The 12,113-nt window shown below is 67.5% G+C and carries 12 protein-coding genes; 6 read left to right on the top strand and 6 right to left on the bottom strand.

The features are described from left to right. The coding region (locus MRY84_RS19265; protein WP_291507298.1) for a helix-turn-helix domain-containing protein at positions 1-320 on the bottom strand (320 nt) is incomplete at its 3' end. A gap of 101 nt (positions 321-421) precedes the next feature. Between MRY84_RS19265 and MRY84_RS19260 the strand changes: the two genes are divergently transcribed. Continuing rightward, on the top strand, positions 422-1,432 hold the full coding sequence (locus tag MRY84_RS19260; protein ID WP_291507297.1) for a fumarylacetoacetate hydrolase family protein: 1,011 nt from the start codon (positions 422-424) through the stop codon (positions 1,430-1,432). Positions 1,433-1,583: 151 nt separating this feature from the next. On the opposite strand, the gene MRY84_RS19255 is transcribed toward MRY84_RS19260, so the two are convergent. Next, positions 1,584-1,997: a VOC family protein gene (locus tag MRY84_RS19255; RefSeq protein ID WP_291507296.1), complete on the bottom strand. Its 414-nt coding sequence runs from the start codon at positions 1,995-1,997 to the stop codon at positions 1,584-1,586. 109 nt (positions 1,998-2,106) lie between these two features. Then, the gene (locus MRY84_RS19250; protein WP_291507295.1) at positions 2,107-3,126 is read right to left on the bottom strand and encodes a zinc-binding alcohol dehydrogenase family protein; all 1,020 of its coding nucleotides are present in this window, start codon (positions 3,124-3,126) and stop codon (positions 2,107-2,109) included. A 131-nt stretch (positions 3,127-3,257) separates the two neighbouring features. Here MRY84_RS19250 and MRY84_RS19245 point away from each other — a divergent pair, with 131 nt between their 5' ends. From MRY84_RS19245 to MRY84_RS19230, 4 genes are all read left to right on the top strand, one after another. After that, positions 3,258-4,181 carry a LysR family transcriptional regulator gene (locus MRY84_RS19245; protein WP_291507294.1) on the top strand — a complete coding sequence of 308 codons (924 nt, stop codon included), beginning with the start codon at positions 3,258-3,260 and terminating at the stop codon, positions 4,179-4,181. A 124-nt stretch (positions 4,182-4,305) separates the two neighbouring features. Next, positions 4,306-5,469 (top strand): iron-containing alcohol dehydrogenase, encoded by a 1,164-nt coding sequence (locus MRY84_RS19240; protein WP_291507293.1) that lies wholly within the window; start codon positions 4,306-4,308, stop codon positions 5,467-5,469. A 99-nt stretch (positions 5,470-5,568) separates the two neighbouring features. Further along, positions 5,569-6,249, top strand: coding sequence for a type 1 glutamine amidotransferase domain-containing protein (locus tag MRY84_RS19235; RefSeq protein ID WP_291507292.1), 681 nt, complete (start codon positions 5,569-5,571; stop codon positions 6,247-6,249). A 204-nt stretch (positions 6,250-6,453) separates the two neighbouring features. Next, positions 6,454-7,509, top strand: coding sequence for a hypothetical protein (locus MRY84_RS19230; RefSeq protein WP_291507291.1), 1,056 nt, complete (start codon positions 6,454-6,456; stop codon positions 7,507-7,509). Positions 7,510-7,563: 54 nt separating this feature from the next. On the opposite strand, the gene MRY84_RS19225 is transcribed toward MRY84_RS19230, so the two are convergent. The 3 genes from MRY84_RS19225 to MRY84_RS19215 form a co-directional block, all read right to left on the bottom strand. Then, a complete protein-coding gene (locus MRY84_RS19225) occupies positions 7,564-7,974 on the bottom strand; it encodes an Hsp20/alpha crystallin family protein (RefSeq protein ID WP_291507290.1) in 411 nt (136 codons plus the stop codon). 63 nt (positions 7,975-8,037) lie between these two features. Then, entirely contained in the window at positions 8,038-8,475 is a 438-nt protein-coding gene (locus MRY84_RS19220) for an Hsp20/alpha crystallin family protein (protein WP_291507289.1), read from the bottom strand. Positions 8,476-8,700: 225 nt separating this feature from the next. Next, complete coding sequence (locus MRY84_RS19215) at positions 8,701-10,806, bottom strand: molybdopterin oxidoreductase family protein (RefSeq protein WP_291507288.1); 2,106 nt, start codon at positions 10,804-10,806, stop codon at positions 8,701-8,703. Positions 10,807-10,937: 131 nt separating this feature from the next. On the opposite strand from MRY84_RS19215, the gene MRY84_RS19210 reads away from it, so the two are divergent. Beyond that, complete coding sequence (locus tag MRY84_RS19210; RefSeq protein ID WP_291507287.1) at positions 10,938-12,086, top strand: ABC transporter substrate-binding protein; 1,149 nt, start codon at positions 10,938-10,940, stop codon at positions 12,084-12,086. The last annotated feature ends 27 nt before the right edge of the window (positions 12,087-12,113 follow it).

The following is a 12,113-nucleotide window of genomic DNA, read 5'->3' as shown; positions in this document are numbered from 1 at the left end:
GCCAATGCCAGCGTATGGCCGATGGTTTCCATCAGGGCAGGCATGCGCTCCCGCGCCATCCGCACCCCGTCCAGCCGGGTGAGCGAGGCCAGGCCCAGCTTGAGGGCCGCCGGGCCCAGGTCGTAGCGGGCCGTGCGGGGATCTTGCGTCACCAGGCCCAGGCGCTGAAAGCTCACCAGATAGCGGTGCGCCTTGGCCGCGCTCATGCCTGCCGAGGCCGCCACATCCTTGAGCATCAGGGGTCCGCGCGAGCGGGTGAGGCCTTCCAGCAGGGCGAAACCTACCTCGACCGATTGAATTCCTGCACGTTCTTTGTCCATGTGCACTAAAATTTGGGCGTTTTGTTTAGTTAAATCAATTTACCCAAGCGTAATTTTCGCTAGGGGTGCCCATCAACCTCTGAGACAAAGGTCCTGCCACCATGAAACTCGCTACGTACAAAGACGGCTCGCGCGACGGCCAACTGGTTGTCGTCTCCCGTGACCTGGGCACAGCCCATTATGCGACCGGCATTGCCAGCAAGATGCAGCAAGCGCTGGACGACTGGGGCTTCATTGCTCCCCAGCTGCAGGACCTGTACGACCAGCTCAACAGCGGGCGCGCCCGCCACGCGTTCCCCTTCGATCCCGCCCAATGCATGGCCCCGCTGCCGCGCGCCTACCAGTGGGCCGATGGCTCGGCTTACATCAACCACGTTGAACTGGTGCGAAAAGCGCGCAACTCCGAGGTGCCCGAGAGCTTCTATACCGACCCGCTGATGTACCAGGGCGGCAGCGATGACTTCATCGGACCCTGCGACGACGTAGTGGTCCCCAGCGAGGCCATGGGCATCGACTTCGAGGCCGAGATCGCCGTGGTGACTGGCGATGTGAAGATGGGCACCACGCCCGACCAGGCGCTGGACGGCATCCGGTTGGTGATGATCGTCAACGACGTGAGCCTGCGCAACCTGATCCCCGCCGAACTGGCCAAGGGTTTCGGCTTCTTCCAGAGCAAGCCCGCCACCGCCTTCGGCCCCGTGGCCGTGACGCTGGACGAGCTGGGCGACGCCTGGGACCACGGCCGTGTGAACCTCACGGTGCAATCCACCTGGAACGGGCGCAAGGTCGGCATGTGCGACGCCGGGCCCGAGATGACCTTCCACTTCGGCCAGCTGATCGCCCACGTGGCCAAGACGCGCAACGTGCGCGCCGGTTCCATCATCGGCAGCGGCACCGTCAGCAACAAGGGTGTGGAGCAGAACGGCCGCATGGAATGGCCCAAGGGCTACAGCTGCATTGCCGAGAAGCGCTGCATCGAGACCATCCAGGACGGCAAGCCCACCACCGAGTTCATGAAGTACGGCGACACGATCCGCATCGAGGTCAAGGGCAAGGACGGCGCCAGCATCTTTGGCGCCATCGACCAGACCATCGCCGCGCCGGCTGCATAAGATTGGCGTACGCTGGCGCCGCAGCGGTTTGAAAGAAAAATAGGCGCCAGCGCTGATGTATCAAGCGCTGCAAGCTATCAAGTAGATAGCAAAATCGGATGAAGCGCAGCGGAGGCGGCTGCGGCCAGCCCCGCCGCCGCGCCCCGCGTTTTCAGCCGGGCAGGTGGCACACTGCTTCGACGTTGTTGCCTTCGGGGTCGATGACAAAGGCGCCGTAGTAATTCGCGTGGTAGTCGGGCCGGAGGCCCGGCGCGCCGTTGTCCTTGCCGCCGGCAGCGATCGCCGCTTGGTAGAAGGCATCCACCTGCGCCCGGTCTTGCGCACGCCACGCCAGGTGGCAACCCGTGGTCGCTGGTGGGCCGCCGTAGGGTGAAGGACCGTCGATGAACCACACGTCGGCTTTCTTGCCATCGGGCTCGGACGCATCCGGGTAGGCAAATCCCAGAATGTTCATGCCGTAGTTGCCTTCAAAGGACAGGCTGTAGCCCAGCGGGGCCAGGGCGGCGCTGTAGAACGCCTTGGCGCGGGCAATGTCGGTGACGCGGAAAGTCATGTGGTCCAGCATGGGGAATCTCCTGGTGTGGTGAAGTCCCGTGTTATACCGGAGATGCTGTTTTTAAACACAGTATGTTGCAGGCCGATACAAATGCCCGGATGGCTGCCGACCGCTGCTGTCAGTTCCACCCCTCCAGCACCAGCTTGCCCCGCGCCTTGCCGCTCTCGATGAGCGCGTGCGCGCGCTTCAGGTTCTCGGCGTTGATGGTGCCGAACCGCTGGTCCAGCGTCGTGCGGATCAGCCCCGCATCCACCAGCCGGGCCACCTCGGTGAGCAGGCGATGCTGGCCGATCATGTCGGCCGTGCCGAACAAGGCGCGCGTGAACATCAGCTCCCAATGCACCGACACCGACTTGCGCTTGAACTTCGTCACGTCGAGCGACACGGGGTCGTCGATCAGCGCGAACTGCCCCTGGGGCGCAATGGCCTCGACGATCTGCGCGAAGTGCGCATCGGTCTGCGTGAGGCTCGCGATGATGTCGACCACCGGGTGGCCGATGCGCGCCAGCTCCTGCGCGAGCGGCTGGCTGTGGTCGATGACATGGTGGGCGCCGAGTTCGCGCACCCAGGCCTGCGTTTCGGGGCGCGACGCGGTGCCGATCACCGTGAGGCCGGTCAGCCGCGCTGCCAGCTGCGTGAGGATGGAGCCCACGCCGCCGCTCGCGCCAATGATGAGCAAGGTCTTGTTCGTGGGCTGCTTGCCGGGCACCACGCCCAAGCGGTCGAACAGCAGCTCCCACGCGGTGATGGCCGTGAGCGGCAGCGCGGCAGCCTCAGCGTCGTCGAGCGACCGGGGGGCATGGCCCACGATGCGCTCGTCCACCAGGTGCAACTCGCTGTTGGTGCCGGGCCGGGCGATGGAGCCTGCGTACCAGACGCGGTCGCCGGGCTGGAAGAGTGTCACGTCCGGGCCGACGGCACGCACGATGCCGCAGGCGTCCCAGCCCAGCACTTTGTAGGGCTGCCCCTCGGCAGGGCCCGTGCCCTTGCGCACCTTGGTGTCCACAGGGTTCACCGAGACGGCCCGCACCTCGATCAGCAGGTCGCGCCCGGTCGCCACGGGGGCGGGCAGGGTGATGTCGAGGAGGGCGCCGGGGTGGTCGATAGCGCCGGGATGGGTGTAGCCGATGGCTTTCATGGTGCGGGGTCCTGGATGGGTTGAAACAATGCGCCAATGGTCGGTTTAATTGGATTGTTTGCAAATGGGGTGTTGATTGAATCCATATTCAAAGAAAATTTGAATAAACCGCCCACCAGACGTGACCGCCAATGAAAAGCCTGCAGGACCTCGACATCTTTGTGCGCACCGTGGACAGCGGTAGCCTCTCGGCCACCGCGCGAGCACTCGGCCTCACGCCCGCCGCCGCCAGCGCCGCGCTCAAGCGGCTGGAGTCCGAGCTGGGCGTGGCGCTGTTCGCGCGCTCCACCCGCAGCCTGCGCCTCACGCAGGAGGGCGAACTCTTCCTGGAGCAGTGCCGCCCCGCGTTGGCCGCGCTGCACCAGGTGCGCGGCCAGCTGCAGGGTGGGCGGGCCAGCGCGCTCACGGGCATGCTGCAGCTGGCAGCCCCATCGGACCTCGGGCGCAACGTGTTGCTGCCCTGGCTCGACGCGTTCCAGTCGGAGCACCCGGGCGTCGACCTCCGCCTGCAGCTATCGGACCGCGTGGCCAATGTCTACAGCGAGCCGGTGGATGCGGCCTTTCGCTACGGCAAGCCGCAGGACTCGGGCCTGGTGGCACTGCCGCTGGCGCTTGACCACCACCGCGTGCTTTGCGCCGCGCCGGCCTACCTTGCAGCCCACGGCGCGCCCGATTCGCCGCACGCGCTGGCCGAGCGGGACTGCCTGTGCTTCATGCTCGGTGGCGACGTGCACGACCGCTGGCGCTTCTGGGACGCGGCAGGCGATGAGGTGCAGGTGCGCGTGCGCAGCCGCAACGTGGCCAACGACGGCGATGCCGTGCGCCGCTGGGCCGTGCTGGGCAAGGGCATTGCCTACAAGTCCTACTTCGACGTGGCGCACGACCTGGCCGCCGGCCGCCTTGTGCCGCTGTGTCCGGACTGGACCACCGAGGCGGTACCGCTGTACCTCGTGGCGCCCAGCCGCCACCAGATCACGCCGCTGGTGCGTGCGCTGCGCGACTTCATGGCCGCGCGGTTGCAGGCACTTGCGCAGGGACAGGGTGCCGTCGCGTAGTCGCGCCACGGGGCTTGCAGGGTTGTCCGGTGGGCGACCTGCGCGCCGGCAGCGGGCGCCCCACAATGACCCGCTTGCGCTCGCCACCACCGTTGGCCTGCCCCACCAACCCACACGCCCCACCATGCTGAACTTCGACTTCCACAACCCCACCCACATCGCCTTCGGCCAGGGCCGCATTGCCGACCTGGCCAAGCTCGTGCCTGCTGCTGCCAAGGTGCTGATCCTCGTGGGCGGCGCCAGCGCCGAAAAGACGGGCACGCTGGCCGAGGTGCGCGCTGCGCTGGGCGAGCGCCAGCACGCCACCTTCAGCGGCATCGAGCCCAACCCGAGCTACGAGACTTCGATGAAAGCCGTCGCGCAGATCCGCGAGGGCAGCTTCGACTTTCTGCTGGCTGTGGGCGGCGGCTCGGTGATCGACGCCACCAAGTTCATCGCCGCCGCCGTGCGTTTCGAGGGCGACGACCCGTGGGCGATCCTCGAAAAGCACGGCCGCAATGTCAAGGGCGCCATGCCATTTGGTTCAGTGCTCACGCTCCCCGCCACGGGCTCGGAGATGAACAACGGCGGCGTCATCACCCACCGCGCCAAGGGCGCCAAGCTGTCGTTTGGCAGCGTGCACACCTACCCGGTGTTCTCGGTGCTCGACCCCACCAAGACCTACACCCTGCCGCCCCAGCAGCTGGCCAACGGCGTGGTCGATGCGTTCGTGCACACGGTGGAGCAGTACCTCACCTACCCCGTCAACGCCCCCGTGCAGGACCGGTTTGCCGAAGGCATCCTCCAGACGCTGATCGAGATCGGCCCGCGCCTCCTCACCGCTCCCGAGCCCGTGTACGACGACCGTGCCAATCTCATGTGGGCCGCCACCATGGCGCTGAACGGGCTGATCGGCGCGGGCGTGCCGCAGGACTGGGCCACGCACATGATCGGCCACGAGCTGACGGCGCTGCACGGCATCGACCACGCGCGCACGCTGGCCATCGTGCTGCCCGCGTTGCTGAACGAGCGCCGCAGCGCCAAACGCGCCAAGCTGCTGCAGTACGGCGAGCGCGTGTGGGGCATCACCACCGGCACCGACGACGAGCGCATCAGCGCCGCCATCGAGCGCACGCGTGCCTTCTTTGAAAGCATGGGCATCGCCACGCGCTTGTCGGGCTACGGCCTGGGCATGGACACGGTGAACGCCGCAGTGGCGCAACTGGAGGCGCACGGCATGTTGCAGCTGGGCGAGCAGCGCGAGATCACGCCCGCCGTGAGCCGGCGCGTCCTCGAAGCCGCGCTGTAAGCCGACGCCGCAAACTGCGCCGGGGCAACGCACAGCGGCAGCCATCGGGGGTACGGTAGAAGGATCAACGTTTTCACCCTGCCCTAGAAGGAGACAGCTATGCCCCGCATCCTCATGGTTCTCACTTCCCACGGCGAGCTGGGCGACACCGGCAAGAAAACCGGCTTCTGGCTTGAAGAGTTCGCCGCCCCGTACTACGTGTTCAAGGACGCAGGCGCGTCGGTCACCCTGGCCTCCCCCCAGGGCGGTCAACCGCCGCTGGACCCCAAGAGCGACGCACCCGATGCGCAGACCGACGCCACGCGCCGCTTCAAGGGCGATGCCGCCGCCCAGGCCGAGCTGGCCGCCACGTTGAAACTGTCGGAGGTGGATGCTGCCCAGTTCGACGCCGTGTTCTACCCTGGCGGCCACGGACCGCTGTGGGACCTCGCGGGCGATGGGCGCTCCATCGCCTTGATCGAATCCACACTGGCCGCTGGCAAGCCTCTGGCCGCTGTGTGCCATGCCCCCGGCGTGCTCCGCGATGCCAAGGCGCCGGACGGCAAACCCCTGGTACGCGGCAAGAACGTGACGGGTTTCACCAACAGCGAGGAAGCCGCCGCCGGCCTGACGCATGTGGTGCCTTTCCTGGTGGAAGACATGCTCATGTCCCACGGTGGCCTGTACACCAAGCAGGCCGACTGGAAGCCGCACGTGGTCGCCGACGGGCTGCTCATCACCGGGCAGAACCCCGCGTCGTCAGAGCCTGCAGCGCGCGCCCTGCTGCAGGCGCTGGAGTGACGCTGCGGCCCTAAGATCGTAAACACGTTCTAAGGGGAGCCAGGCGGCACCGTCTCGCGCCTTTTGCCCAGCGTTTCGCGCCGCCGATGGGCATTTCGTCGCATGCCGCTCCCCGTGCGGGCACGCGGCGCCTACAGTGCCGCGAAGACGCCACTACCCCCTCGCACGGTGGCGGCTCCTGGCACCACCGACGAAAGGCGCACCGTGACCCACTTCCTCCTTCTGGCCCTGCGCTCTGCCGCACGGCACATCCGCCCCTTCACCGCCGCCGCCTTCGTGGCGCTGGCCGCGCTGTCCGGCGCCGCGTCGGCCCAGCACGCCGGCCTGCGCACCCTTGTCGTGCCCGGCGACGAGCCGGTGAATGTCGCGCTGTTCTACCCCACCGCGCGCAGCGCGGGCGTGGTACAGCTGGGCCCCTGGCGGCCTGTGGTGAGCCTGGGGGCTCCGGTGTCCGCCGAACCGCTCAAGGGGCTGATCCTGGTTTCGCACGGCACGGGCGGCAATGAACTGGCACACCACAACCTGGCCACGCGCCTGGCCGCCGAAGGCTATCTGGTGGCTGCCGTGCGCCACCCCGGCGACAACTGGCAGGACCGCTCCATGATCACCTCGGGCCGCTACTTCGGCGAGCGTCCGCGCCAGATCAGCCGCGTGCTCGACGCGCTGCTGGCCAGCCCGGAGTGGAGCGCGCGCATTCCCGCGGGCCGCATCGGCGCGCTGGGACACTCGGCTGGCGGCTACACCGTGCTGGCCCTGGCTGGCGCGCAGGCCGAGCCCGCCCGCGCCGCCCAGCACTGCCGCGGCGTGCAGGATGACCCAGGCTTCTGCGCCCTGGCCAAAGGTCCCAAGGCGCCGCAGCCGGCCGCTGCCGCACCTGCTGTCACGGCGCCCGACGGCACCCTGGTCTCCGTGCCGGATGCGCGCATCCGCGCCGTGGTGGCCCTCGCGCCCATGGCCGTCGTGTTCACCCCCGACAGCCTGAAGGCCGTGAGCGTGCCGGTGCTGCTGCGCGTGGCCGAGCAGGACGCCGTGCTGACGGGCAGATACCACGGTGGGCACGTGGCGGCGCACCTGGCCACGGCACGGGCAGCCACCGTGCCGGGCGCGGGCCACTTCGCCTTCATGGCCCAGCCCAGCCAGGCCTTGCCGTCCGACGCGGGCGATGCCGCGGCGAACCCGGCGGGCTTTGACCGTGTGGCCTACCACGCGGAGCTGGAGTCGCAGGTGGTGCAGTTCTTTGGCCAGCAATGGACGCGGTGACGGACACGGCGCAGGGGGCGATGCGCCTGCGCCTGTGCACACGGGCGCACGCTGTCAGGCCAGCTGAACCTCGATGCGGCGTGCCTGCGCGTGCTGCGCCTTGGGGATGCGCAGCGTCAGAACGCCCTGGGACAGCTCGGCGGACACCCGTTCGGTATCCAGCTCCTTGCTCAGCGTGAAAACGCGGCGAAAGCGCGCCAGACCAACTTCTGTATGGCTGGAGGTGAGGCCTTCGGGCACGCTGAGGTCCGATTCCGCTTCAATGGTGAGCGTGTCGGACTCGATTTGCAGATTCAGCTTGTCGCGGTGCACGCCCGGCAGGTCGGCGTAGAGTGTGATGCCGTTGGTGTCCTCGATGACGTCCACGGGCGGCGTGAGTGCAACGTCGCTGTAGCGCGTAGCCTGCTGCGGGGCGCCCGCCGTGCTGGGCGATACGCGGGGAGAGGTCTGTACATCGTTGCGCATGGTGTTTTCTCCTGGGAAATGGGGTCCTTTCTTCGAGAGGGGCGGGCGCGGCGGACTGCGCACTCACTGCACGGCAATGCGGCGGGGCTGGGCCGAGGCGCGCCGCTGCACGGAGATGCGCAGCACGCCGTCGCGCAGCTGCGCGTTCACGGCGTCCGGATCTGCGTCGTCGGGCAGGGTGATCGCGCGGCTGAAGCGGCCGTCGAAGCGCTCGTTGATGTGGGCCGTGGCCTTGGCATCCGCGCTGGCCAGCGGGCTCTTGCGCTCGCCCGCAATGCTCAGCAGGCCGCGCTCCAGGTTCACTTCGAGCGTGGCCGGGTCCACGCCGGGCGCAAATGCGTAGATTTCGATGCTCTGGGGCGTGCCACCCACATTGATGGCGGGAAATCCGTGGCGGGCGAAGCCGCGGATGGTGGGAGACAGATCGTAGGCCTGCTGCATTTCGCGTTGCAGGCGATCCATCTCCGCGAACATGTCGCGTGCAAAAAGGGATCGGTACATGGCGAAACCTCCGTCAGTGGTTCAACAACAAAACGGAGCGCCGAAGGCGGTGGGGTTCCAGTCTCCAGCGCTTCCGGTTCCTGAACTGGAAGCGGTTCGCCGTTTTTCAAGAGGGCGCGTGCGCCCTCATGGCATCCCCTGGGTGTGGGAGGCCGGATTTTGAAGCGAAATATGCCTCTAGCGCTTGATTGGTAAGCGCTAAAAGCTATCAAAGAAATAGCGAATTCACGCTGCGTGCGCTCCGGCTGAAGCTGGGGCAGCGGCGAGGGCTTCCACCTCCACCAGGCAGTCATAAAACGTCGGCGCCCGCCCCAGGTCCGTCAGCGCCTGGCTGGTCACCTCGTTCACGTTGGTGCCGTTCAGCCCCATCTTGCGCCACCAGATGCCCAGGCCGTTGACCACGCCCGGCCGCGCGCGGCGCGAAACGGTGGCGTGGCACAGGTAGCTGCCGCGGTCGTTGAACACGCGCACCACGGCGTCGCTCACGATGCCGCGGGCCTCGGCGTCGTCGGGGTGGATCTCCAGCAGCGGGCGGCCCTCGACGGTGCGCAGGCTTTGCACGTTCACGAAGGTGGAGTTCAAGAAATTGCGCGCGGGCGGCGAGATCATCGCCAGCGGGTAGCGGGTGTCTGCGCCCTGCAGCTCGTAGTTCGGGAGGTGGTCGGGCAGGCCGTCCAGGCCCTGCGCGGCCAAGCGGGCGCTGTAGAACTCGCACTTGCCGCTGGTGCTGGGGAAGCCGCCGTCCGCAAACGGCGCGTCGGGCAGCGCCAGCGTCGCAAAGCCTTGCGATTCCAGCAGCGCGTAGTCCACCGCGTCGCCAAACGCCTGGCGGCACAGCGCCTCGTCGCTGTCGGCAAAGCAGGGGTCCGTGAAGCCCATGCGCGCGGCCAGGTCGCGGAAGATCTGCGCGTTGCTGCGCGCCTGGCCTTGCGGTGCGATGGCGGGGCGGTTGAGCAGCACGTCGGTGTGGCCATAGCTCAGGTGCACGTCCCAGTGCTCGAGCTGCGTAGTGGCGGGCAGGATGTAGTCGGCGTAGTCGGCCGTATCGGTCTTGAAGTGTTCCAGTACCACCGTGAACAGGTCTTCGCGTGCAAAGCCTTGCACCACCTTGCCCGAGTCAGGCGCCACGGCCACGGGATTGCTGTTGTAGACCACGACGGCCTCCACCTTCGGGCCGAAGGCGGGCGAGGCCTCGCGCAGAAGGTCGTCGCCAATGGTGGACATGTTGATGGTGCGCGGTGTCTTCGCGGGCATCAGGTCCGGCCGCTGCAGCACCGCGCGCTGGGCCGGGAATTGGCCGGAGCTGGACAGCAGCAGGCCGCCCGCGCGGTGGCGCCACGCGCCGGTGAGGGCCGGCAGGCAGGCCACGGCGCGCACGGCATTGCCCCCGCCGCGCACGCGCTGCATGCCGTAGTTGAGCCGGATGGCCGCGGGCTTCGTGGTGCCGTAGTCCTTGGCCAACTGGCGGATCTGCTCCACAGGAATGCCGCAGATGTCGGCCGCGCGCTCGGGCGGCCATTGCAGGGCGCGCTCGCGCAGCGGTTCCCAGCCCAGCGTGTGGCGGGCGATGTAGTCGTGGTCCAGCCAGTCGTTGGTGATGAGTTCGTGCATCAGCGCCAGCGCCAGCGCGGCATCGGTGCCGGGGCGCAGCTGGATGTGCTCATGGCACTTGTCGGCCGTCTCGCTTTGGCGCGGATCAATGCATACCAGCTTGGCGCAATTGCGCTTGGCCTGCTGCGCATAGCGCCAGAAGTGCAGGTTGCTGCCGATGGAATTGCTGCCCCAGATCAGGATGAGCTGCGCCTCGGCAAAGAACTCCACCTTCATGCCCACTTTGCCGCCCAGCGTCTGCACCAGGGCTTCAGCCCCGGCAGAGGCGCAGATGGTGCGGTCGAGCTGCGATGCACCCAACTGGTGGAAGAAACGGCGGTCCATGCTCTCCCCCTGCACCATGCCCATGGTGCCAGCGTAGCTGTAGGGCAGGATGGCTTCGGGCGCGCGGGCCGCAATCGCCTGCAGGCGCTGCGCAATATCGGCCAGGGCTTCGTCCCAGCTGACGGGTGCGAACTGCCCGCTGCCCTTGGCGCCGGTGCGCTTGAGGGGGGTGAGCACCCGCTCCGCGTGGTACGTGCGCTCGGTGTACTTGCTGACCTTGGCGCACAGCACGCCGTCGGTGTGGGGGTGGGCGGGATTGCCCTGCACGCGGGTGGCCACGCCGTGCTCGTCCACGGTGGTCAGCAGCGCGCAGGTGTCGGGGCAGTCGTGCGGGCAGGCGCCACGGACCTGGGCGGTCTCCGTGGGAGAAGGATTTGCAGCAGCAGGCGTGGGCATGGGGCAGGTTGCTCGTTAAACTGGCACTCGGGGTTGGAACGGTTGTGCATATCTGGCCACCCCTGCAACGATGCTGCCTACCGGCAGCGCACAGAGGCCGTCCTCGATTTCACAAGAGCAGAGATTTCACCATGAACCAAACGGTATTGGGACGCAGGCAGTTTTCCGTCGGCCTGGGCGCGGCCGCGCTGGGCGGCTTCCATCTGGCGCATGCGCAGGGCGAAGGCCGCATCGTGCTTGGCCAGTCCGCTGCCTTCACGGGCCCGGCCGCCCAACTGGGCGTGCAGTTCAACCTGGGCGCCAAGCTCTATTTCGACCAGCTCAACGCCCAGGGCGGCGTAGGCAAGCGGATGGTGGAAATCCGCACCATGGACGACGGCTACGAGCCCGACCGCTGCGCTGAAAACACCCGCAAGCTCATCGCCGAAGATGTGTTTGCCTTGTTTGGCTACATCGGCACACCCACCAGCCTGGCTGCGGTGCCCATCTTCACCCCGGCCAAGGTGCCTTTCTTTGGCCCGTTCACGGGGGCCGAGGCCTTGCGCCAGCCGTTCAACCGGCTCATCTTCCATGTGCGGGCCTCTTACTACGAAGAGACCGCGCTCATCGTGCGCCAGCTCACCAACCTGGGGCTCAAGAAGATCGCGGTCTTCTACCAGAACGACGCCTATGGCAAGGCAGGCCTCGATGGCGTGACCCGGGCGCTCACCGAGCTCAAGCTGGCACCCGTCGCGACCGCCACGGTGGAGCGCAATTCGGTGGACGTGAAGGCGGCGACCGAAAAGCTGGTGGCCGCCCGGCCCGACGCCGTGGTGCAGATCGCCGCGTATGCCGGCAGCGCGGCCTTTGTGCGGGCCGCGCGCAAGGCCGGGTACGGCGGCACGTTCTACAACGTGTCGTTCGTCGGCACCCAGGCGCTGGCCGACGAGCTGGGCAAGGACGGTGCGGGTGTGGTGGTGTCGCAGGTGGTGCCTTCGCCCTACCAGCCCTCGCGCCCTATCACGCGCGAGTTTCTCGACGCCATCAAGAAGGGCGGCGACAAGGTGCAGGCCAACTACTCCAGCATGGAAGGCTATCTCGCTGCGCGCATCTTCACCGAAGGCCTGCGCCAGGCCAATGCCAGCGGCAAGATCACGCGCGAGAGCCTGATCGCCGGACTGGAAGGGCTGGGCACCCAGGCCATCTCGGGCTTCCAGGTGTCGTACAGCCCCACGGACCACTCTGCTTCGAATTTTGTGGAGATGTCGATGCTGACGGGCGATGGGCGCGTAAGGACTTGAGTCCCCCCCTGAGGCGCTGCGCGCCTT

Origin of the sequence: Acidovorax sp. (assembly GCF_022763525.1) — a bacterium.
Lineage (GTDB): Bacteria > Pseudomonadota > Gammaproteobacteria > Burkholderiales > Burkholderiaceae_C > Acidovorax.
The sequence above is the reverse complement of the archived record's forward strand: the minus strand, read 5'-3'. Positions and strand labels throughout refer to the sequence as shown.